21 protein-coding genes are annotated in these 21,358 nt (G+C 64.7%); 8 read left to right on the plus strand and 13 right to left on the minus strand.

Going from position 1 to position 21,358, the window contains the following annotated elements:
- Window positions 1-26: 26 nt before the first annotated feature.
- From QGV55_RS07460 to QGV55_RS07480, 5 genes are all read right to left on the minus strand, one after another.
- Window positions 27-578, minus strand: a complete 552-nt coding sequence (locus tag QGV55_RS07460) for a sarcosine oxidase subunit gamma family protein (protein WP_281017463.1) — start codon at window positions 576-578, stop codon at window positions 27-29.
- Complete coding sequence (locus tag QGV55_RS07465) at window positions 571-3,564, minus strand: sarcosine oxidase subunit alpha family protein (RefSeq protein ID WP_281019879.1); 2,994 nt, start codon at window positions 3,562-3,564, stop codon at window positions 571-573. The genes QGV55_RS07460 and QGV55_RS07465 overlap by 8 nt, the downstream gene beginning before the upstream one ends.
- Window positions 3,565-3,569: 5 nt before the next feature.
- Window positions 3,570-3,845, minus strand: coding sequence for a sarcosine oxidase subunit delta (locus QGV55_RS07470; RefSeq protein ID WP_281017462.1), 276 nt, complete (start codon window positions 3,843-3,845; stop codon window positions 3,570-3,572).
- Between the two features lie 138 nt (window positions 3,846-3,983).
- A complete protein-coding gene (locus QGV55_RS07475; protein ID WP_281017461.1) occupies window positions 3,984-5,195 on the minus strand; it encodes an NADP-dependent isocitrate dehydrogenase in 1,212 nt (403 codons plus the stop codon).
- Window positions 5,196-5,300: 105 nt separating this feature from the next.
- Complete coding sequence (locus tag QGV55_RS07480) at window positions 5,301-5,885, minus strand: TIGR00730 family Rossman fold protein (protein WP_281017460.1); 585 nt, start codon at window positions 5,883-5,885, stop codon at window positions 5,301-5,303.
- Here QGV55_RS07480 and QGV55_RS07485 point away from each other — a divergent pair.
- The 6 genes from QGV55_RS07485 to QGV55_RS07510 all read left to right on the plus strand — a co-directional run bounded on the left by QGV55_RS07485 (window position 5,884) and on the right by QGV55_RS07510 (window position 10,613).
- Window positions 5,884-6,264, plus strand: a complete 381-nt coding sequence (locus QGV55_RS07485) for a hypothetical protein (protein WP_281017459.1) — start codon at window positions 5,884-5,886, stop codon at window positions 6,262-6,264. The genes QGV55_RS07480 and QGV55_RS07485 overlap by 2 nt on opposite strands.
- A 516-nt stretch (window positions 6,265-6,780) precedes the next feature.
- Window positions 6,781-7,782 carry a LysM peptidoglycan-binding domain-containing protein gene (locus QGV55_RS07490; protein WP_281017458.1) on the plus strand — a complete coding sequence of 334 codons (1,002 nt, stop codon included), beginning with the start codon at window positions 6,781-6,783 and terminating at the stop codon, window positions 7,780-7,782.
- 65 nt (window positions 7,783-7,847) lie between these two features.
- The gene (locus QGV55_RS07495; protein WP_281017457.1) at window positions 7,848-8,621 is read left to right on the plus strand and encodes an SDR family NAD(P)-dependent oxidoreductase; all 774 of its coding nucleotides are present in this window, start codon (window positions 7,848-7,850) and stop codon (window positions 8,619-8,621) included.
- 15 nt (window positions 8,622-8,636) lie between these two features.
- Window positions 8,637-9,470 carry a CoA transferase subunit A gene (locus tag QGV55_RS07500; RefSeq protein WP_281017456.1) on the plus strand — a complete coding sequence of 278 codons (834 nt, stop codon included), beginning with the start codon at window positions 8,637-8,639 and terminating at the stop codon, window positions 9,468-9,470.
- Window positions 9,467-10,249 carry a CoA-transferase subunit beta gene (locus QGV55_RS07505; RefSeq protein WP_281017455.1) on the plus strand — a complete coding sequence of 261 codons (783 nt, stop codon included), beginning with the start codon at window positions 9,467-9,469 and terminating at the stop codon, window positions 10,247-10,249. Before QGV55_RS07500 ends, QGV55_RS07505 begins: the two co-directional genes overlap by 4 nt.
- Before the next feature lie 28 nt (window positions 10,250-10,277).
- Entirely contained in the window at window positions 10,278-10,613 is a 336-nt protein-coding gene (locus QGV55_RS07510) for a tRNA-binding protein (RefSeq protein ID WP_281017454.1), read from the plus strand.
- Between the two features lie 18 nt (window positions 10,614-10,631).
- On the opposite strand, the gene QGV55_RS07515 is transcribed toward QGV55_RS07510, so the two are convergent.
- The 8 genes from QGV55_RS07515 to serB form a co-directional block, all read right to left on the minus strand.
- Window positions 10,632-11,009: a DOPA 4,5-dioxygenase family protein gene (locus QGV55_RS07515; RefSeq protein WP_281017453.1), complete on the minus strand. Its 378-nt coding sequence runs from the start codon at window positions 11,007-11,009 to the stop codon at window positions 10,632-10,634.
- A gap of 98 nt (window positions 11,010-11,107) precedes the next feature.
- Window positions 11,108-12,070, minus strand: coding sequence for an oligopeptide/dipeptide ABC transporter ATP-binding protein (locus QGV55_RS07520; protein WP_281017452.1), 963 nt, complete (start codon window positions 12,068-12,070; stop codon window positions 11,108-11,110).
- A complete protein-coding gene (locus QGV55_RS07525; protein ID WP_281017451.1) occupies window positions 12,067-13,074 on the minus strand; it encodes an ABC transporter ATP-binding protein in 1,008 nt (335 codons plus the stop codon). Before QGV55_RS07525 ends, QGV55_RS07520 begins: the two co-directional genes overlap by 4 nt.
- A 2-nt stretch (window positions 13,075-13,076) precedes the next feature.
- On the minus strand, window positions 13,077-13,916 hold the full coding sequence (locus QGV55_RS07530) for an ABC transporter permease (RefSeq protein WP_281017450.1): 840 nt from the start codon (window positions 13,914-13,916) through the stop codon (window positions 13,077-13,079).
- 58 nt (window positions 13,917-13,974) lie between these two features.
- Window positions 13,975-14,928, minus strand: coding sequence for an ABC transporter permease (locus QGV55_RS07535; protein WP_281017449.1), 954 nt, complete (start codon window positions 14,926-14,928; stop codon window positions 13,975-13,977).
- A gap of 41 nt (window positions 14,929-14,969) precedes the next feature.
- On the minus strand, window positions 14,970-16,520 hold the full coding sequence (locus tag QGV55_RS07540) for an ABC transporter substrate-binding protein (protein WP_281017448.1): 1,551 nt from the start codon (window positions 16,518-16,520) through the stop codon (window positions 14,970-14,972).
- Window positions 16,521-16,680: 160 nt separating this feature from the next.
- Window positions 16,681-17,466, minus strand: coding sequence for an enoyl-CoA hydratase/isomerase family protein (locus QGV55_RS07545; protein WP_281017447.1), 786 nt, complete (start codon window positions 17,464-17,466; stop codon window positions 16,681-16,683).
- A gap of 18 nt (window positions 17,467-17,484) precedes the next feature.
- Window positions 17,485-18,372: a phosphoserine phosphatase SerB gene (gene serB, locus QGV55_RS07550; protein WP_281017446.1), complete on the minus strand. Its 888-nt coding sequence runs from the start codon at window positions 18,370-18,372 to the stop codon at window positions 17,485-17,487.
- Between serB and miaA the strand changes: the two genes are divergently transcribed.
- Window positions 18,371-19,339, plus strand: coding sequence for a tRNA (adenosine(37)-N6)-dimethylallyltransferase MiaA (miaA, locus tag QGV55_RS07555; protein WP_281017445.1), 969 nt, complete (start codon window positions 18,371-18,373; stop codon window positions 19,337-19,339). The two genes, serB and miaA, sit on opposite strands and share 2 nt — an antisense overlap.
- A 201-nt stretch (window positions 19,340-19,540) precedes the next feature.
- Window positions 19,541-21,304, plus strand: coding sequence for an acetolactate synthase 3 large subunit (locus tag QGV55_RS07560; protein WP_281017444.1), 1,764 nt, complete (start codon window positions 19,541-19,543; stop codon window positions 21,302-21,304).
- Window positions 21,305-21,358: the final 54 nt, after the last annotated feature.

Raw genomic sequence — 21,358 nt, forward strand, 5'->3', positions numbered from 1 at the left:
ATTGCGGGCGTGCAGAAGGTGGAGATCTATCCGACCCGATACCCGAACGCTGCCGCCGCCTGTCGGACGCTGTGAACGAACGACCGCGCGAAGCCGCGAAACACGTACATCTCGATGCAATCCGGGGCCGTCCGGTGCAGGGTGACGCCCATATGGCCGACAACGGTCTCTGCCGTGCAACCTGGCGAAAGCCGGTCCGCGCCGAAGTCGAGGGGTACCAGTCGGCTCATCAGTTCCAGGGTGGCCGGGCCGGAGACCTGCAGGACCGCGCGAGCGTCCGACAGATCCACCACCGCACCAAGTCCAGGGTCGATACCGCGTTCCAGCTCCTGTGCCAGCCCGGCCCCCGGCGACACCAGCCACCAGCGGCCCGGTGCCAGGTCCATCAGTGTCGCATTGCGAGAGAGCTGAGGCAGGACGATCCGCATCCGGTTCAGCGTGTCGGGCCAGCAGCCGACCTCGACGATGCTGCCGGGCCGCAGTTCCATCAGGCTGAGGGGGGCTTCACCGCTGCCCGCGCCGTGACGACCGGCAGGCAGGTGACCATCCAGGGGCCAGGCGATCATGCTCTCAGCCATGCATCCGGCTCCCTTCCGGGTCGATGAAGCAGGGATCGGTGACCTCCACCTCCACCGACTTGCCGCGCACCGGATCCGTCGCGGTCAGCCGCTTGCCCAGATGTTTCATGCCGCCCTGCAGCAGGGCCAGGGCGACATAGGTGCCGAGTTCCGGGCTGTAGGTCATGGCCGTGACATGGCCCAGGCTTGGACCGGTTTCACCGCTCCCGGCGTCATCGGGTTCGATGAGGTGACTGCTGGGGGAGATCTTCGTGCCGCTGACGGACGACAGGCCGACCAGTTGCTCCCGATCCTCGCCATGCAGGTATTCCCGCGCGGCCAGCGTGCTGCCGATGAAGTTCTTGCGGGCAGAGACCATGCGTCCCAGTCCGACATCGGCGGCGGTGGTGCGCCCGTCCAGTTCCCGTCCGGCCACATGTCCCTTCTCGATGCGCAGCGCGCCCAGCGCCTCCATGCCATAGGGAATGATCCCCTCCGGCTGTCCGGCCTGCATCAGGGCTTGCCATACGGCGGTACCGGCGTGGCTGCCGCAATAGACCTCATAGGCCATCTCGCCGGAGAAACTGAGCCGCGCCAGCAGCACCTCCACCCCGTTCAGCGTGCCGGGGCGCACGCCCATGAAGGGGAAGGCGGCATCATCGAAATCAATGTCGGCGATGGCCCGGCGCAGCACGTCGCGGGACTTCGGCCCGGCGATGGCCATCCCCGCCCATTGCTCGGTGACGGACGTCAGCTTGACCCGCAGGCCCGGCCAGTGCGCGGCCAGCAGGAATTCCAGATGCTGCATCACCGGCCCGCCATTGGCGGTGGTGGTCGTGATCAGATAGCGCGTCTCCGACAGGCGCCAGGTGGTGCCGTCGTCGAACAGGAAACCGTCCTCGCGCAGCATGAGACCGTAGCGGGCCCGCCCCACTGGCAGCTTGGCGAAGCCATTGGCATAGACACGTTCCAGAAAGACCGTCGCATCCGGTCCCTGCACGTCGATCTTGCCCAGTGTCGAGACATCGACCATGCCGACGCCACCGCGCACCATGGCGGTTTCGCGGACGTAGCCGGCCTCCAGCGGTTCATTGCCATCGGGGTAGAAGCGCGGGCGAAACCACAGACCCGCCTGCATCATCTCCGCACCATGGGCGACGTGCCAGTCGTGCATCGGTGTCAGCCGCTTCGGGCGCAGTTCCGCCCCGACCTCCGGCCCCGCGAGCGCACCGATGCTGACGGGCGTGAAGGGGGGGCGATAGCGGGTGGTGCCTGCGTCGGGGATGGAGATTCCGCGCGCATCCGCCATCAGCGCCAGACCGATGATGTTGGACGACTTGCCCTGGTCGGTACCCATGCCCAGCGTGGTGTAGCGTTTCAGATGCTCGACGGAGCGGTATCCTTCGCGGTTGGCGAGGCGGATATCGTCAACGGTCACATCATGCTGGAAATCCACAAAAGCCTTGCCGTGCTTCCTCTGCCTGTCGCGGATCTCGAAGATCGCGGGCATGTCACCGGGACCCCGGTCATCGGCAACCGTGGGCACGGCGCTGGCGATGGTCCGGTGGCCAAGTCCGGTCGCGATCTCCGCCCCTGTCCGGGCGCCGTCGCCCAGCGCCCCGGCGAGGGTCAGTTGACCGGTCACGGCACCTGTCGCCAGCCAGTCCTCCCGCGGCGCGCCGGCCACGAAGGATTGCAGGGCACGGTCGAACTGCGCCGGACCACCGGCCTGTGAGGCCAGATGGATCACCGGATTGAATCCGCCGGACACCAGAACCGTATCGACCGCCAGGTCCTCACCACCCACCAGTGCGCCCCGCGCGATGTCGAAGGGAGCCACATGAATGCTGCGGACCCGCTGTCGGCCCTTTGCCGCGACAATGGCCTGACCGGTCCGTACCTCAAGCCCGCGCGCCCTGAGACCCTGCAGTACCGTCTCGCCCGGTGTCTCGCGCGGATCGACCAGCGCAGCGATTGCGATGCCTGCATCATGCAGGGCAAAGGCAGCGCCATAGGCCAGGTCATTGCTGGCGAACAGGGCCACCTTCTGTCCGGGAACCACGGCGTGGCGGGCAAGATAGCGCTCGGCGGCTCCGGCGAGCATGACGCCGGGCAGGTCGTTGCCCGCGAAGGCGATGGGACGCTCGAACGCGCCGGTGGCCAGCACGACCTTGCCTGCGCGGATGTTCCACTGTCGCTGGCGCGGCTGATGGGGCAGGGGAGTGGGCAGGTGATCGCTGACCCGCTCCAGCGCCGCGATGACATTGCCGTCGTAGTAGCCCCAGGCCGTGGTGCGCGGCATGACTGTCGCGCCAAGGCTCTCCAGCTCGGCGCGGGCGTCGGCGGCCCAACGGGCGGCGGGCTTGCCGTCGATGGTGCCCGGTTCCTGCAACAGATGACCGCCGATCACCGCCTCCTGCTCCAGCAGCAGGACACGGACGCCGCTGCGGGCCAGGGTCAGGGCGCTGGACAGGCCTGCAGGACCGCTGCCAACCACCAGCACATCCGTGAAGGCCCAGGCATGCTCATAGCTGTCCGGGTCGGGTTCCAGTGATGCCGCACCCAGCCCGGCGGCGCGCCGGATGAAATGCTCATACAGCATCCAGGCCTTCTGGGACGGGCCGATGAAGGTCTTGTAGTAGAACCCGGCGGAAAGAACCGGCGCGGCCAGGCCAGTCGCGGCCATCAGATCGAACCCCAGGCCGGGCCAGCGGTTCTGGCTCTGCACGACCAGGCCGTCGAACAGTTCCGCCTCCGTCGCCTTCACGTTCGGTTCCCGCCGCCCCCCTTCGCGCAGGGTCATCAGGGCGTTCGGTTCATCCGTACCGGCAGCGAAGATTCCGCGCGGGCGATGCAGCTTGAAACTGCGCCCGACGACGGAAACCCCGTTCGCCAGCAGGGCAGAGGCAATGCTGTCGCCGGCAAAGCCCGACATTGGCCGACCATCGAAGCTGAAGCGCAGCGGCTGCCCCCGGTCGATGCTGTTGCCGCCGTCCGGCAGGCGCATCCCGCTCACGATCCTGTCTCGCCCGCGAAGGGGCCGATCAGGCGCACGGCCTCGATCCGGTGCGTGGTCACGTCCCGCCGCACCTGCAGCCAGGACCGGCAGCCGCCCGAATGCTGCCAGTGTTCCTCATGCGGTCCCCGGGGGTTCTGACGCGCGAAGACATAGGTCGACCAGTCTTCTCGGTCGGTATTCTCCATAGCGACCAGGGTACGGCTGGCTTCGCCGCCATAGCTGAACTCGGCCAGATGCCGTGGCCCGCAGACCGGACAGTCGATGATCACGCCGGAATCCCCTTCGCATGCATGCCCACCGACGATAGCCCCGCAGCCGCATACGAAAAAAGCCCCGGAACGACATCCGGGGCTTCTCTCATGACGTTTTCTGCAACGGGGAAGCAGTCCCCTTCGCTCGGCGTCGGGTCAGCCCCGTGCCTGCTGCAGGTTCTGGTCCAGCGCGTCCAGGAACTGGTTGGTGGTCATCCAGGGCTGGTCGGGGCCGACCAGGATGGCCAGGTCCTTGGTCATCTGGCCCGCCTCGACGGTGGAAATGCAGACCTTCTCCAGCGTCTCCGCAAATTCGCCCAGGGCCACGTTCTCGTCCATCTTGGCGCGGTAGGACAGTCCACGGGTCCAGGCGAAGATCGACGCGATCGGGTTGGTCGAGGTCTCCTTGCCCTGCTGGTGCATGCGGTAATGGCGGGTGACGGTGCCGTGGGCGGCCTCCGCCTCGACCGTCTTTCCGTCCGGCGTCATCAGCACGGAGGTCATCAGACCCAGCGAGCCGAAGCCCTGTGCCACGGTGTCGGACTGCACGTCGCCATCGTAGTTCTTGCAGGCCCAGACGTACTTGCCCGACCACTTCATGGCGCAGGCGACCATATCGTCGATCAGGCGGTGCTCGTAGGTGATGCCCTTCTTGTCGAAGGCCGCCTTGAACTCGTTCTGGTAGACCTCCTCGAACAGGTCCTTGAAGCGCCCGTCATAGGCTTTCAGGATCGTGTTCTTGGTGGACATGTAGACGGGCCAGCCACGATCCAGACCGAAGTTCATGCTGGAACGCGCAAAGTCGCGAATGGAATCGTCCAGGTTGTACATGGACATGGCGACGCCGCTGCTCGGGAAGTCAAAGATCTCCCGCTCGATCACCTGACCGTCCTCGCCTTCCCATTTCAGGGTCATCTTGCCCTTGCCGGGAACCAGGAAATCGGTGGCGCGGTACTGGTCGCCAAAGGCATGACGGCCGATGACGATAGGGTCGGTCCAGCCGGGCACCAGGCGCGGCACGTTCTGGCAGATAATCGGCTCCCGGAAGATGGTGCCGCCCAGGATGTTGCGGATGGTGCCGTTCGGGCTGCGCCACATCTTCTTCAGCTTGAATTCCTCGACGCGATCCTCGTCGGGGGTGATGGTCGCGCACTTCACGCCGACACCGTACTTGGCAATGGCGTTGGCGGAATCGACAGTGACCTGGTCGTCCGTGCGATCCCGCTCCTCGACGCTCAGGTCGTAATAGTGCAGGTCGATGTCCAGATAGGGCAGAATCAGCTTCTGCTTGATGAAGTCCCAGATGATCCGGGTCATCTCGTCCCCATCAAGCTCGACAACCGGTTTCGTTACCTTGATCTTGCTCATCCCGACCCCTTCCTGACTGGCAGCGCGCCACCACGTGTGCCTTGATTTCCCGCGCGTTATAACACCGGGTCAAAGGTGGTCAAAAGGCTAAGGCCGACAGGCAAGTCAAACCTTCTCGGGACGCTGTGGCAACTGCGGTTCCGGCAGGGCGGCAATCGCGGGAAGCACGTCATCGACCGTATTCACCCAGGTCAGGAAATCCAGCGTGTCCGGACCGGCGAAATTCTCCGCTACCACATGCTCCAGCATCGTGCGGAACGGATCGAAGTAGCCCTCCTGATTGACGATCACGATGGGGTCGTCATGCAGGCCAAGCTGTCGCCAGGTCAGGATCTCGATGACCTCATCCAGCGTGCCGATGCCGCCGGGCAGCACGCAGAAGGCATCGGCGCGGCGGAACATCTCCGCCTTGCGCTCGTGCATGCTCCTCACCACCAACAATTCCGTGACACCCTCGTGCCGGACCTCGACACGGTGCAGGTGTTCGGGGATGATTCCGGTGACGCGGCCCTGACCGGCAAGCACGCCGTCTGCGACACGCCCCATCAGCCCCAGGCGTCCGCCACCGTAGATCAGGCCCATGCCGTTGCTGGCCAGGATGGCGCCGAGCCGTTCTGCCGCGTCGAGGAACGCCGGGCGCGCCCGGTCGGAGGAGCCGCAATAGACGCACAGAGTGGAGATTCTTGCCATGTTCAGAAGCCTGCTGTCGGTTGCGATGCTGTCACTGGCGCTTGTCTTGCCTGTATCCGTCCAGGCCGGTGGTGCCGATGTCGTCGGCGTGACCGTGCTGCACATGAAGAAGTCGGGTCCGAACATATACCGATTCCGTGTCACCGTCCGTCATGCTGATACCGGATGGGAACACTATGCCGACCAATGGCAGGTGCTGGCCCCGGACGGGACGGTTCTTGGCACGCGCGTGCTGCATCATCCGCACGAAAACGAGCAGCCTTTCACGCGCTACCACGACATCGAGATTCCGCCGGGAGTGCGCGAAGTGACCGTGAGGGCCGGTGACAAGGTTCACGGCTTCGCGGGGGCGACAATGACCGCCCATCTGCCGGACTGACGTCACGACGTTGCTGACTGGCCACAAAAGCAGGGAATCGTTGCGGTTTCGGGTGGTTCGGACTACGTATCACCGAATTGACACAATTGCCCGGGCGTTGTCGCGTTGAACCGTATCCTGCTTCTGTTGATCGCCGTTGCCGCACTCGCTGCGGCAGGGTTCCTCATCCTTGGCGGCAGCGACACGCCCGAAGAGGCCAAGAAGCCTGTGGCGACCGCTGTCACAGGCGCGCCTGTGGCGAAAAAGTCAGGTGCGCCCGAGAGCATCACTGCACCGGCCGAGAGCCCTGCCGTTCCTGAATCCGGCGAGCCAAGGACTGAATCGGCGTCAGAGGCTCCGGCTCCGGCTCCGGCTCCGGCTCCGACTGCGGCGCCTGAAGCCGGAACATCGGAGCCTGCCAGTACCGTAACCACTTCTGCGACGCGCCCGGACCCGGATGAGCGCAAGACTGCTGAAAAGGCGGCAACTGCAAGCGAGAGCGTCGTATCCGGCCCGGTCGTTCCCGAAGCTGATGCCGTGCGCGAGAAGCTGGAGCGCAAGGTCGAACAGAAGCTGGACGTGGCGAAGGACCAGGCTGTTGCCGCCGTCACGGAAGAGCCGACGAAGCCGTTGCAGCCGGTTGCTCCGAAGCGGGAACCGGAGACCAACACGAAGGGTGTTCCTGTCATTCCGAAGCGCGCCGTTGCACCGCCAAGCTTCGATGTGGTGCGGATCAGCGATGTTGACTGCACGGCGGTGATGGCCGGACGGGCACCGTCGCAGGCCATCGTGCGCATTGCCGCCAACGGGGAAATCATCGCCACCCTGCGCGCGGAAAACGATGGTTCCTGGGCCCATGTGGTGTCAGAACCTTTCAAACCCGGTGGTGTGGAACTGACACTGACCGCCGAGACAACGGCGGGCCGGGCGGAATCGCCTGAGAGTGTCGTGCTGGTCGTGCCGGACTGCGCTGACCTGTCCGACGACAAGAAGGCGATTGCGCTGCTGACGCCGAAGAATCGCACCGGCACCCGTATCCTGCAGGAACCGGATCGCGCGGATCGCATCGCGATGCCGCAGGGGCTGAACCTCGGCAAGGTCGACTATGATGACAAGGGCAACCTTGAAATGTCCGGCAATGGCGCGCCGGACGCCGAACTGCGTGCGTATGTCGATGGTGTCTATGCCGGTCGCGCCCGCGCGGATGCGCAGGGGCAGTGGCGTATCATGCCGGAGACGGAGATCGCGCCCGGCCTGCATGTGCTGCGCGTCGATCATGTGGACAGTTCCGGGGTGGTGCTGGCCCGGATCGAGCTGCCCTTCGCGCGCGTTGCACCCGCCTCCGTGGAGGTCACGGCGGACCAGGTGATCGTGCAGCCCGGCAATTCACTCTGGCGCATTGCGCGGCGCACATACGGACGCGGCATCAGCTACACCACGATCTACGAGGCAAATCGCGACCGCATCCGCGACCCGAACCTGATCTATCCCGGACAGGTTTTCGAGCTTCCCGATCTGCCGGACACCATCAATAACTGATTGACCCCCCGTCGCCGCATTGCCTGAATGAGGGCGGTGAGGATATGAACCTGGGGAGGATGACAATGACCAATCCAATGACATTGGACGGGATGACCGTGCTGGTGACCGGTGCGGGACAGGGAATCGGGCGGGCCGTGGCCTGTCAGGCGGCGTCGCTGGGCGCGCGTGTCGCGATCAATGACGTCAATGGCGACGGGCTGGCCGAGACCGCGGAACTGGTCGGGCGGGACGACACGCTGCAGCATGTCGGTTCCGTCGATGATCCGGGTACGGTCGAGAAGATGGTGAATGACATCGTGCGCGAGGCCGGGGCACTGCACGGGCTGGTCAACAACGCCGGAATCGTCCGGGCGGCGATGATCGACAAGATGCCGTTCCAGACCTGGCAGCAGGTCATCGACGTCAACCTGACCGGCGTCTTCCTGTGCCTGCAGGCCGTTGGCCGTCACATCATCGAACGCCGCAAGGATGGCGACACGGCACCGGGGCGGATCGTCAATGTCTCCTCCATCGCCGGGCGTCGCGGCACCATCGGCCAGATCAACTATGGTGCGGCGAAATCCGGTGTGCTGGGCCTCAGCATGAGTGCGGCGCGGGAATGGGGCCGCCACGACATCAACGTCAATTCGGTCTGCTTCGGCCTGGTCGAGACACCGATGACGGAGACCATCCGGGGCGAGAAGTTCCGCGACCGCTATCTGGGCCAGATCCCGCTGGAGCGCTTCTCCAAGCCGGAGGAAGTGTCCGTGCCGGTGTGCTTCCTGCTGTCATCCGGGGCGAGCTACATCACCGGTCAGCACCTGAGCATCGACGGTGGCAGCCACATCGGTTTCTGAGACAGGGGAGCATCCATGCCGCGCGCAGTGATCACCAGCCTGGAAGAGGCAGTGGCGGAGAATGTCCGGGACGGCGACAGCCTGTCGCTGGAAGGCTTCACGCACCTGATCCCCTATGCCGCCGGCCATGAGATCATCCGCCAGGGCCGCAAGGACCTGACGCTGATCCGCATGACGCCGGACATCATCTTCGACCAGATGATCGGCATGGGCTGCGCGCGGAAGCTGGTGTTCTCCTGGGGTGGCAATCCCGGTGTCGGATCCCTGCACCGGATGCGTGATGCGATCGAACGCGACTGGCCGCTGCCCCTGGAGATCGAGGAGCACAGCCACGGTGCCATGGCCAATGCCTATGAGGCCGGGGCTGCCGGACTGCCCTGTGCGGTGTTCCGGGGCTATATCGGCAACGACCTGCCGAAGGTGAACGACCGCATCCGGTCGGTCGAATGCCCGTTCACCGGGGAGAAGCTGGCCGCCATTCCGGCCATGCGCCCCGATGTGGCCGTGATCCATACGCAGAAGGCGGACCGGCGCGGCAACGTGCTGCTGGAAGGCATCATCGGCGTGCAGAAGGAGGCGGTGCTGGCCGCCAGCCGCTCCATCGTGACGGTGGAGGAGATCGTTGACGATCTGGGCGGTGGTCCCAACGCGGTGATCCTGCCGTCGTGGACGATCAGCGCCATCGCAGCCGTGCCCGACGGCGCCTTTCCCAGCTACGCCCATGGCTACTACCCGCGTGACAACAGCTTCTACAAGGCCTGGGATCCCATCGCGCGCGACCGGGAGACGTTCCGCGCCTGGATGGACAGCCATGTCATGCAGCGCAAGGCGGGGGAGGGTGTGCAATGAGCGACAGGGGCTACACCGCCGACGAGATGATGACCGTCGCAGCATCCCGGGCATTGCAGAATGGTCAGGTCTGCTTCGTCGGTATCGGCCAGCCCAGCGCGGCCGCCAATCTGGCGCGCCAGACCCATGCGCCGGACGTTGTGCTGATCTATGAATCCGGCACGCTGGAGACGCGGCCCGACGTGCTGCCGCTCTCCATTGGCGACGGTGAACTGGCGGAGACGGCGCTGACCAATGTCTCGGTGCCGGAGATGTTCCGCTACTGGCTGCAGGGCGGACGCATCGATGTCGGATTCCTGGGGGCGGCGCAGGTGGACCGCTTCGGCAACATCAACACCACGGTCATCGGCGGCACCTATCTGAAGCCGAAGACCCGCCTGCCGGGGGCGGGTGGCGCGCCGGAGATCGCGACCAGCGCGCGGGAGACCTTCATCCTGCTGCGCCAGTCACCGCGTGCCTTCGTGGAGAAGCTGGATTTCATCACCTCGCTCGGTCACGGCAACGGGGGCAACAGCCGGGCGGAGGCCGGGGCCAGGACCCTGGGGCCGACGCGCCTGATCAGCGATCTCTGCCAGATGGCACCGGATCCCGAGACCAGGGAACTGATCGTCACCACCATCCATCCGGGCGTGACACGCGATCAGATCACGGCCGCGACCGGCTGGGATATCCGCTTTGCCGACAGTGTCACGGAGACACCGGTGCCGGAGCCGACCGAACTGGCCGTGCTGCGGGAGATCCATGCCCGCACTGCCCGCGCCCACGCGGGCCAGGCCTGATACCGCGCGATACAGGGAAGCCGAGAGCATGACCGACCTGACCTATGACGAATTCCAGCGTGTCGACATTCGTGTCGGAACCATCATCGACGTGCAGGCGTTCCCCGAGGCGCGACGCCCGGCCTGGAAACTCTGGATCGACTTTGGTGAGGAGATCGGGACCCGCAAGACCTCGGCCCAGATCACCAATTACACGCGGGAGGAACTGATGGGCCGGCAGGTTGCGGGGGTGGTCAATTTCCCGCCGAAGCAGATCGGCAAGTTCATGAGCGAATGTCTGACGCTCGGGTTTCCCGACGCTGACGGCAACGTCATCCTGATCGGCCCAGAGCGGCAGATTCCGAACGGCGGACGGATGTACTGAGGCGGCAGCGCCGCAGCATCAGGCCCGCCCGGGTCGTCCGGCAAAGCCGCGCAGGAATGCAATGTCCAGCGGCAGGCGTTCGCCCAGCCAGAGCGGGTGAATGTCGTGGTCGGCCAGATCATCGCCGGTTTCCGGATGTACCAGGATGGTCAGGCCCCGCCGGTTGAGCATCAGCCAGGGCACCATCGTCGGGAAGACATCAGTGGCAAATGCCATCTGGTACATGGGCAGCGGATGTGGTCCGACCGGCTGATCGCGCCAGCGGCCCGGCACGACCTCGAAAGTGGTCATGATCTGACGGCGCAGTACGGCCGCCTCCGCGCGCTCCGCATCGTTCCGGTAGTAGATGTGGGCGTGATAGCCGTGGATGGTGCTGGGGTTCTGCGGTTCGGTCATCGGGTCCTCCTGCCTGTTCCGCCCATATGACGTTCCGTTTCGGCGAGGCAATGGCAGGATGCTTCACAAGACTGTTTCCGATCGGGAAAGGCCGCCCGTCAGGCACCGATCAGCGGATGGTGGCAGGCGATCGCGCGCCCGTCCGGCAGCTCACGCATCGCCGGCACCTCCGCCGCGCAGCGTTCGCTGGCAACGGGGCAGCGGGTGCGGAAGCGGCAGCCGCTGGGTGGTGAGATGGGGGAGGGCAGGTCGCCCTGGATCATCTCGATCGGCTTTGGCGTCACGGTGGGATCGGGCACCGGAATGGCGCTGAGCAGGGCGCGGGTATAGGGATGCGCCGGACTGTCGAAAAGCATCTCCGAACTGCCGACCTCGCAGAAGCGGCCCAGGTACATCACCGCCACCCGGTCCGCCACATTGCGGACCACGGCGAGGTCATGACTGATGAACAGCATGGTCAGGTCATAGCGCTGCTTCATGTCCTCCAGCAGGTTCAGGATCTGAGCCTGGATGGAAACATCGAGTGCCGAGACCGGTTCATCACAGATCAGCAGGTCCGGTTCCAGGATCAGCGCCCGCGCAATGGAGATGCGCTGGCACTGGCCGCCGGAGAACTCGTGCGGTCGCTTGTCCATGGCCACCGCCGGGTCGAGTCCGACAGTCTCCAGCAGTTCCTCGACCGCCTGCCTGCGTTTCTCTGCATCCAGCAGCCCCGCGATCTTCAGCGGCTTCTCGATGATCTCGCTGATGCGCTTGCGCGGGTTGAGGGAGGCAATCGGGTTCTGGAAGATCATCTGGAACCGGCGTCTCATCCGCCGCAGGTCCCGCTTTCCGGCGGCAACCAGATCGTCACCGTCCAGCACGATCTGGCCGCTGGTCGGGCGTGGCAACTGCATCACCGCCCGCGCCGTCGTCGACTTGCCGCAGCCGGATTCGCCAACCAGCGCCAGCGTTTCCCCGCGCCGCAGTTCGAAGGTCACACCACTGACGGCCTGCACCAGGCCCTTGCGCGTCGGAAACTCGACGACCAGGTCACGGACATCCAGCAGCACGTCGCTCATGCCACCTCCTCCGTCACCTGCTCGGGATCGCGCGGATGCCAGCAGGCGAAGCTGTGTGCCGGGTCGGCCTCGTCAGCCTGCATCGGGGGCATCGCGGCTTCGCACTGCGCATCGGCGAAGGCACAGCGGGGGGCGAAGCGGCACCCCGGTGGCGGTGTGATGAGGTTCGGTGGACGGCCACCGATCGACTTCAGCCGCTCATGTGGCGGGCGATCGAGGCGCGGAATGGAATCCAGCAGGGCCTGCGTGTAGCGCATCCGGGTGCGGGCGAACAGGCTGCGGGTGCTGCCGGTCTCGACGATGCCACCGGCATACATCACCGCCACCTTGTCGCAGCGCCCGGCAACGACGCCGAGATCATGGGTGATCAGGATCAGGGTCATGCCGCGGTCCCGCTGTTCGCGCTGCAGCAGGTCGAGGATCCCTGACTGGACGGTCACATCCAGCGCCGTCGTGGGTTCATCGGCGATCAGCAGCTTCGGCTCGCAGGCAAGCGCGATGGCGATGGCCACGCGCTGTCGCATCCCGCCGGAAAGCTGGTGCGGATACTGGTCGACGCGGACATCAGGCTGCGGGATACCGACTTCTGTCAGCAGCTCGATGGCGCGCTGGCGGCCCGTGGCCTTGCTGGTGCCGAAATGATGGCGCATCCCCTCATAGACCTGCTGGCCGATCTTCATCACCGGATTGAGGCTGGTCATGGGGTCCTGGAAGATCATGCCGATGCCCGGTCCCGAGATGGCGCGACGGGCCTTGCGATCCATGGTCAGCAGGTTCTGGCCATCGAAGGTGATGGCACCGCCCTTCGGGATCTCTGCATAGGACGGCAGCAGACCCATGATGGTGCGTGCCAGCACGGACTTGCCGGACCCGGATTCACCGACCAGGCCAAGTGTCTGTCCGGCCTCCAGCGAGACGGAAACCCCGTCAACGGCCCGCACGCGACCGGCAGGTGAATGGAAATGGGTGGAGACGTTGGTGAGTTCGAGCAGGGGTCTGGACATGATCAGATCGCCGCCTCCCGCACATCCGCGAAGCGGCTGCGCAGCGTGTCACCCACCAGGTTGAAGGACAGCACCGTCAGGAACATGACGATTGCCGGAAAGACGCTGATATGGGGGGATTCCTCCAGATGCTCCCGACCGCCCGCGATCATGCCGCCCCAGCTCGGGTGAGGGGCGGGCACCGACAGGCCGAGGAAGCTCAGCGCGCCCTCCACCACGATGGCGCTGGCCACGGCGACCAGGCCGAACGCCAGCACCGGCAGCACGACATTGGGCAACAGTTCGCGCACGAGGATGTTGAAGTCGTTCGCGCCGATTGTGCGTGCCGCAAGGATGAACTCCGACGACTTGAAGCTGAGCGTCGCGGCCCGGCTGATGCGGGAGAAGATCGGAATGAACAGCAGTCCCAGACTGACGGTCACCACCAGCAGGCTGCCACCGAAGATGAGAGAGAACAGCAACAGCAGCACGAGACCGGGAACGGCCAGGAAGGTATCGATGGAGCCGACGATGAAACCGTCGATGCGCCCGCCGAAATAGCCTGCGATCATGCCGATGGGCAGGCCCAGCAGCATGCCGACCACCGGCGCGCAGAAGCCGACGACCAGCGACACGCGGGCGCCGTAGACGACGCGCGCCAGCACATCGCGACCCAGGTGATCCGTGCCGAGCAGGTGCGCGTCGTTCGGTGGCGTCTGAAGATTGACGAAATCCAGTGAGTCCGGATCCTGGATGCCGATCCAGGGCGCGAAGATCGCCGTGAAACTGATCAGGAACAGCCAGGCGAGGGGCAGCCAGAAGGCAATGCCGAACTGTCCGGACTTGCCAGTCGTAGGCCGCATGCGGCGGAACCGTGAAAGTGTCGGCCGTGCCGGATGAAGGGGACGGTTGGTTGTGGGATCAGCCATCGGCGCGCTCCGTCCGGATACGGGGGTCCAGCACGGCATAGAGCAGGTCAACGATGAAGTTCACCAGCACGTAGGCAAAGGCGATGAAGACCACGACGCCCTGGACCACGATGAAGTCACGGGCATAGATCGCGTTGATCAGCAGGCGACCGACACCGGGCAGGGCAAAGATGGATTCGATGATGATCGAGCCGCCGACCAGATTGCCGATCTGCAGGCCCAGGACCGTGATCATCGAGAAGGAAGCCGGCTTCAGTGCGTGGCGCAGGATGACGTGGCAGACCGGCAGTCCCTTGGCCCGCGCGAGCGAGATGTAGTCCTGTTGCAGCACGCCGATCATGTCGGCCCGCAATACCCGCATCAGCACCACCCATTCGGCCATGGCGATGGCCAGCGCCGGAAGGATGAAAGCCCGCAGGTTCGCCCAGAGACCTGCCGACAGCGGCTCGTATTCGGATGTGGGCAGCCAGCCGAGATTGAGGGATACGACCAGGATCAGCAGGATTGCCGCCATGAATGACGGAACGGACAAGGACATGAAGCCCGCCGTCGCAATGGTCCGGTCGACCGTGCGTCCGGCGCGATAGGCGGCAAGTATGCCGAACGGAACAGCCAGGATCAGCGCGAAGACCTGCGCCACCAGCATGAGTTCGAGAGAGACCGGAAAGCGGGACAGGATGGCGTCCACCACCGGTTCGTCCGTGCGGAAGGAGCGACCCCAGTCACCCTGAACGAAGTCCCCCAGCCATTCCGCGTATCGGACCATGACCGGCCGGTCGAGGCCCAGGTCGGCACGAATGGCCTGTACCTCCTCCTCCGATGCGTCCTGCCCGGCAATGTCATAGGCGACATCACCCGGCAGGACGTTGACCAGCAGGAAGGTGAAAAGGGTGACGGCGAAGATCACGACGACCAGTCGCCGTACCCGTTTCAGCAGGTAACGCATGTCTGCAGTCTCAGCAGTTGTTCAGATGAATGATCTGCTGATCACTTGTCCTTCCATGCGCCGGAGACCCTGACCACACCCAGACCATCGATGCCGATGTTGTGGGTGTTGGTGCCATGGAAGGCGTAGTAGCGGTTGCCACCACGGTACTGCATGTTGCCCTGGTCATTGACCATGCGCATCAGATCGCAATGGAACTTCTCGCGCACAGCCGGATCAGCCGCCGTCCGCATGGCGAGCGCAACCTTGTCCATTTCCGGCAACATCAGGCGGGTGAGGTTGTAGGAGCTCTTGGAGAAGGACAGGGCGAAGGTCTGCGGACCCACATCGTCCGCATCGGCAATCCGCCAGCCGGAGATCATGTAGTCGTTGGTGAAGACCTTCTTCACCAGCGTGTTCTGATCGACCGGGACGAGTTCCAGTTCGATGCCGACCTGCTTCAGCAGCTGCTGATAGATCTCGCCAAACTCACGGCCGCGCGGGGTCGTGGTGTGGATCATGCTGATCTTCACCGGCTTGCCATAGTCAGCCAGCAGGGCCTTGGCCTTTGCCGGATCGTAATGGCGATATCCGGCATCACACTTGGATTCGGTACCCAGCGGGTGTTCCGCGAACGGACGGGTATCCTTCCAGGTGACCTTCAGGAGCGCAGTCTGGTTCCAGGCGTGGGAAATGGCCTGGCGCACGCGGGCGTCATCCAGCGGCGGCTTGGACGCATTGATGAAGGTGACCGCGGCACCCTTGCCGTCACGAACGACAGTGGTGAGATTCGGGTCTTTCTGCGCCTCCACGATGGAACTGCCGCGGTCGGTCCAGATCAGGTCGATCTCGCCGGAACGCAGGCTGGCAAAGCGGGCCTGGGTATCGGGCAGGATACGGAAGACGATCTCGTCGAGATGCACCGCGTCCTTGTTCCAGTAGTTCGGGTTCCGCTTGATGGTGATGCGGTCACCACCGGCCCAGCTGTCGAACATGAACGGGCCGGTACCGATCGGCTCCCGGTTTTGCTTGTCGGCGGCGACATTGGCACTCGACGGGATCAGCCCGATCATGCTCGGCGCCGCAAGGTTGCCCAGCAGCGGCAGCCAGGGGTGTGCCAGGTTGAACTTGACGGTGTGGTCGTCGATGGCCTCGACACCGGTTATCGCCGTGATGAACGACCGGCTGCGCGACTTGTTCGCCGGATCGAGGATGCGGTTGAAATGGTCCGCGACATCCTTGGCGGTGAAGTCGGAGCCGTCATGGAACTTCACGCCCTTGCGCAGGGTAACGGTCCAGCTCTTGTTGTCCTCGGACGCTTCCCAGGCGGTTGCCAGATTGGGTTCGAATTCCTTGGTCTTCTCGTTGTACTTCAGCAGCGTGTCGTGGACTGCCAGAGAGACCGTTCCGGCGCTGACGCCAAGCACACCGCCCTTGACCGCGTCAAAGCCGCGCGAGTCGGTCTCGACGCCGACGATCAGGGTGCCGCCCTTCACCGCGCCGCTGTGTGATGCTGCGTGAACATTGTTGACGGCGAGCGTCGCTGCCAGCGCGATTGCGGCAGTGGCAGTCAGCACACGTCGCGAACGCTGCCCCAAACTAAGTTTGAACACCTCTTGTATCCTCCCATATGGCTGCCCCTGTCAGGCAGCAAACAATGACTGGTTTTCCAGTTCTCTTGCCAGAGTGCAAAATGCCCGGGGACTTGTCCAGCGAGCAAAGACCGTTCGGGTTACCGAATTGTTCGTTTGCGAGAGTCCTCTTTCCCCCGGCCTATTTGCCGGTCCAGCGCGGCTTGCGCTTCTCCGTGAAGGCGGTCAGACCCTCCATCGCATCCTCGGTGCCCAGCAGGGCGCACATCATCTCAACCTGGTTGGCGACATCGCGGCGGTAGTCGAGGTCGTTGGCCCGGCTGAAGGCGCGGCGACCGACGGCCATGATGGCGGGCGACTTGGCGGCGAACTTGCGCCCGATCTCCATGGCCTTCGGAAGCACATCGGCGACCGGAACGACATGGTTGATCACGCCGATCTCCCGCAGGCTCTCGGGCGGCAGCATGTCCCCGGTGAAGAGATATTCGAAGGCCCGGTGGCGGCCCGCGATTCGGGGCAGGTGGGCAAAGTGGATGGCGGGCAGCACCCCGACATTGATCTCCGGATAGCCCAGCCGGGCATCATCGGCGGCAATCAGCACGTCGCTGGTGATGGAGAGTGTCATCCCCGCGCCAAGGGCGGTGCCATTGATCGCGGTGATCGTCGGCTTGGTCAGACGGTGCTGGATGTCCAGGGTTTCGAGATAGAATGTCTCCAGAAAGCGCCGGAAGGCCGCAACACCGCCGCGCTGCACCATCTTCAGGTCCATCCCGGCACAGAAATAGCCATCGACGGCGCTGGTCAGCACGATGGCGCCGACATCCGGGTCGGCATCGGCGCGCTTCAGACCGGCATGGATCGCCCCGATCTGTTCCATGTCCACGGCATTGACCGGCGGATGCTGCATCGTCAGCACCGCCACCCGGTCGGTGACCGCATAGGTCACCCGTTCGATCTCGTCCGTCATTGACCGTGTCTCCCCCAGTCAGGTCGCCCATTCGCTGAATGGAATCCCCTGATAATAGAGCAGCACCGTCAGGTCGCCATGCAGTACGCGCGCGCCCGCTGCCGCCGCCGTCATCGGCTTTGCATGAAAGGCGACACCAAGACCGGAGGCCTGGATCATGGCCAGGTCATTGGCCCCGTCGCCCACCGCCAGCGCGTCCTCGTTGGTGATCCCGAGTTCCGTCGTGATGCGGTTGAGCTGGTCCAGCTTGGCCTGTCGGCCCAGGATCGGGCGACCGACATCGCCGGTCAGGTGGCCGTCCTGAAACAGCAGCGTGTTGGCGTGATGTTCGTCGAACCCGGCCAGGTGCGCCACCCGTTCGGTGAAGAACGTGAAGCCCCCCGACACCAGTGCCGCATGGCCCCCCCCGGCCCGCATCGTCCGTGTCAGGACAGCGGCCCCGTCTGTCAGTCGGACGCGGTCGTCGAAGGCCTGCTGCAGCACTGACTCCGGCAGACCCTTCATCAGTCCGACACGTTCCAGCAGCGCGTCCTCGAAATCGATCTCGCCGCGCATGGCGCGTTCGGTAATGCCGGAAACCGCGTCCCGCACACCTGCGAAGTCGGCCAGTTCGTCAATGCACTCGACGGTGATGATGGTGGAGTCCATGTCGGCGATCAGCAGGCGCTTGCGCCGGTTCCCGGTGCCGGTGAGAGCCAGATCGACCGCTGCCCCGTCAAGGGCATCAATGGCCCGCTGCTCCAGCTCCGATGCATCGGCGGGCCGTACCTCGACGGGGAACTCGACGGCGTCCGGCCCCAGTTCGTGAACCGGGGCGGATGCGTCCGTTGCGGCGCGGACGGCGGCGACCTGTGCCGCTGTCAGTGGTTGACGCGCATTGCCCACCAGCGTCAGAACCATTTCCATGAACGATACCCCTCCGGAACAGCCAGTTTCGTCTGGCGACCTGTTGCTGATACTCGGCCCGACGGCGAGCGGCAAGTCGGCGCTGGCTGCCCGCGTGGCTGCGGAACTGGGCGGGGTCGTGATCAATTGCGACTCCATGCAGGTCTATCGTGACCTGCATATCCTGACCGCCCGGCCGGAGCCGGAACTGGAGGCCATGGCCCCGCATCGGCTCTACGGCTTTCAGGATGCGGCGGAGGCCTGCTCCGCGGCGCTCTGGTCCGCGCGCGCGGCAGCAGAGATCGCGGCATGTCACGCGGCAGGGCAGGTGCCCGTGCTCTGTGGCGGGACCGGCCTGTATGTCCGGGCATTGCTGCAAGGCCTTGCACCGATCCCCGACATCGCTCCTGCGTTCCGGCAGGAGGCGACGGAGATACTGGCGCGCGAGGGCGGGGAGAGGGTGCGGCAGCGATTGATGGCGGTCGATCCGGTGGCGGCCGAACGGTTGAATGCCGGCGACAGCCAGCGCCTGGTTCGCGCCTGGGAGGTCTGGCGCGGGACCGGACGATCGCTGACCGACTGGCAACAGATGCCGGGAGTTCCACCCGTCCGGGCACGGACATTCACGGTTGTCCTGGACCCGCCGCGCGACGGCCTCTATGCCCGCTGTGACGCACGTTTCGATGCCATGCTGGCGGAGGGGGCACTGGCGGAGGTGGCACGCCTGCATGCGCGCGGCCTCGACCCGGATCTGCCCGCGATGAAGGCGCTCGGCGTGCCGGCCCTGATTGCCCATCTGGACGGAGACCTGAGCCTGGAAGAGGCGCGAACGCAGGCCCAGACTGCCACGCGCCGCTATGCCAAGCGACAGGGGACCTGGTTCCGTCATCAGATCGTTGCGGATATTTGCTCGAATACGAAACAAACAGAAAGTGTTTTCGGGGAAATCTTTCCGAAAATAAGCGAATTTCTGTTGACCGGGGGGTAGCCCTTGCCTATGTTTCGCGCCGCCCGGTTCGCCGCGCGTATTCTGTAACTGATGGCCCTCTGAGATGACCTCTGACCGGTCGCGCCGTTTCCGGGTTGAAATGGCCAGTTCAGGCGACGCGTGCGCGTGACGGGCTGTTCATTTTGAGGAACGAGGAACTGCTCCCCCGTCCGGGGAACAGACAAGGCAACGAGGCGTATCATGTCGAACAACGCAATGACCGGCGCGGAAATCCTGATCAAGGCACTGACCGATCAGGGTGTAGATACCATCTTCGGGTATCCTGGCGGCGCGGTACTGCCGATTTACGATGCGCTGTTCAAGCAGAACTCCATTCGCCACATCCTGGTCCGTCAGGAAGGCGGCGCGGTTCATGCGGCGGAGGGCTATGCCCGCTCCACGGGGAAGCCGGGTGTCGTTCTCGTCACCTCCGGCCCCGGTGCCACCAATGCGGTTACCGGACTGACCGACGCGCTGATGGATTCCATTCCCGTCGTCTGCCTGACCGGGCAGGTCGCGACCCACATGATCGGCAACGACGCGTTCCAGGAATGCGACACCACCGGCATCACCCGCCCCTGCACCAAGCACAACTATCTGGTCCGGGACACGGCTGATCTGGCGCGGGTGGTCCATGAAGGCTTCTACGTTGCCACCAATGGCCGTCCCGGCCCGGTGGTCATCGACATCCCGAAGGATGTGCAGATCAACACCGCCGACTACACGGCGCCGGAGAAGGTGCGCCACAAGACCTACCGTCCGCGGGTGAAGGGTGACCTGGAGAAGATCCGGGAAGCCGTGGAGATGATCGCCAATGCGGAACGGCCGATCTTCTATACCGGCGGCGGCATCATCAATGCGGGGCCGAAGGCATCCGCGCTGCTGACCCAGTTCGTGCGCATGACCGGCTATCCCATCACCAACACGCTGATGGGACTGGGCGGCTATCCGGCGTCGGACCGGCAGTATCTCGGCATGCTGGGCATGCACGGGTCGTATGAGGCCAACTGGGCCATGCACGACTGTGACGTGATGATCTGCATCGGCGCGCGCTTCGATGACCGGGTGACCGGGCGTCTGGATGCCTTCTCGCCGAAGTCGAAGAAGATCCACATCGACATCGATCCGAGTTCGATCAACAAGAACGTGCGGGTGGACCTGCCGATCATCGGCGACGCGGCACACATCCTGGAAGACATGATCCGCATCTGGAAGGCGGGCGCGCGTCAGGTCGATCCGGCCCGGATCGAGCCCTGGTGGCGTCAGATCGACATCTGGCGGGCGCGCAACAGCTTCGCCTACGAACAGACCGACAAGCTGATCAAGCCGCAGCGTGCGGTCGAGGCCCTGTACGAGAAGATCAAGGACCGCGACCCCTACATCACGACGGAGGTCGGTCAGCATCAGATGTGGGCGGCACAGCTCTTCAAGTTCGAAAGCCCGAACCGCTGGATGACCTCCGGCGGGCTCGGCACCATGGGCTACGGCCTGCCGGCGGCGATGGGCGCGCAGATCGCGCACCCTGACAAGCTGGTGGTCGATATCGCCGGTGAAGCCTCGATCATGATGAACATTCAGGAAATGTCGACGCTGGCGCAGTACAAGCTGCCTGTGAAGATCTTCATCCTGAACAACCAGTGGATGGGCATGGTCCGCCAGTGGCAGGAACTGATGCACGGCAAGCGCTATTCGGAGAGCTACGTGGAGAGCCTGCCGGACTTCGTGAAGCTGGCCGAGAGCTTCGGTGCGGTGGGCCTGAAGGCGGAAACGCCGGACGAGATGGACAGCCTGATCGACGAGATGATTGCCGTGGACCGGCCCGTCATCGCCGATGTTCGCGTTGATCCGGCCGAGAACGTGTACCCGATGGTGCCGTCCGGGGCCGCACACAACGAAATGATCCTGGGGAACGAAGCGGGCGCGGAGTCACCCCAGGCCACCGATCAGGGACTGGCACTCGTCTGAGCCGGAACCGCAACGAACTCTATCTCTCAGGAGGGACGGTCGCGCGAAGGGGAT

This window comes from Minwuia sp. IMCC3009 (assembly GCF_029909415.1).
GTDB lineage: Bacteria > Pseudomonadota > Alphaproteobacteria > Minwuiales > Minwuiaceae > Minwuia.

Bases quoted from the DNA above. Each gene is read 5' to 3' on its own strand.
- QGV55_RS07495 (WP_281017457.1), top strand. From the start codon at position 7,848: ATGACCAATCCAATGACATTGGACGGGATGACCGTGCTGGTGACCGGT.
- QGV55_RS07460 (WP_281017463.1), bottom strand. From the start codon at position 578: ATGGCTGAGAGCATGATCGCCTGGCCCCTGGATGGTCACCTGCCTGCC.
- miaA (WP_281017445.1), top strand. From the start codon at position 18,371: ATGAACGATACCCCTCCGGAACAGCCAGTTTCGTCTGGCGACCTGTTG.
- QGV55_RS07485 (WP_281017459.1), top strand. From the start codon at position 5,884: ATGTTCAGAAGCCTGCTGTCGGTTGCGATGCTGTCACTGGCGCTTGTC.
- QGV55_RS07510 (WP_281017454.1), top strand. From the start codon at position 10,278: ATGACCGACCTGACCTATGACGAATTCCAGCGTGTCGACATTCGTGTC.
- QGV55_RS07480 (WP_281017460.1), bottom strand. From the start codon at position 5,885: ATGGCAAGAATCTCCACTCTGTGCGTCTATTGCGGCTCCTCCGACCGG.
- QGV55_RS07530 (WP_281017450.1), bottom strand. From the start codon at position 13,916: ATGCGGCCTACGACTGGCAAGTCCGGACAGTTCGGCATTGCCTTCTGG.
- QGV55_RS07535 (WP_281017449.1), bottom strand. From the start codon at position 14,928: ATGCGTTACCTGCTGAAACGGGTACGGCGACTGGTCGTCGTGATCTTC.
- QGV55_RS07515 (WP_281017453.1), bottom strand. From the start codon at position 11,009: ATGACCGAACCGCAGAACCCCAGCACCATCCACGGCTATCACGCCCAC.
- QGV55_RS07545 (WP_281017447.1), bottom strand. From the start codon at position 17,466: ATGACGGACGAGATCGAACGGGTGACCTATGCGGTCACCGACCGGGTG.
- QGV55_RS07475 (WP_281017461.1), bottom strand. From the start codon at position 5,195: ATGAGCAAGATCAAGGTAACGAAACCGGTTGTCGAGCTTGATGGGGAC.
- QGV55_RS07500 (WP_281017456.1), top strand. From the start codon at position 8,637: ATGCCGCGCGCAGTGATCACCAGCCTGGAAGAGGCAGTGGCGGAGAAT.
- QGV55_RS07505 (WP_281017455.1), top strand. From the start codon at position 9,467: ATGAGCGACAGGGGCTACACCGCCGACGAGATGATGACCGTCGCAGCA.
- QGV55_RS07465 (WP_281019879.1), bottom strand. From the start codon at position 3,564: ATGCGCCTGCCGGACGGCGGCAACAGCATCGACCGGGGGCAGCCGCTG.
- QGV55_RS07525 (WP_281017451.1), bottom strand. From the start codon at position 13,074: ATGTCCAGACCCCTGCTCGAACTCACCAACGTCTCCACCCATTTCCAT.
- QGV55_RS07560 (WP_281017444.1), top strand. From the start codon at position 19,541: ATGTCGAACAACGCAATGACCGGCGCGGAAATCCTGATCAAGGCACTG.
- serB (WP_281017446.1), bottom strand. From the start codon at position 18,372: ATGGAAATGGTTCTGACGCTGGTGGGCAATGCGCGTCAACCACTGACA.
- QGV55_RS07520 (WP_281017452.1), bottom strand. From the start codon at position 12,070: ATGAGCGACGTGCTGCTGGATGTCCGTGACCTGGTCGTCGAGTTTCCG.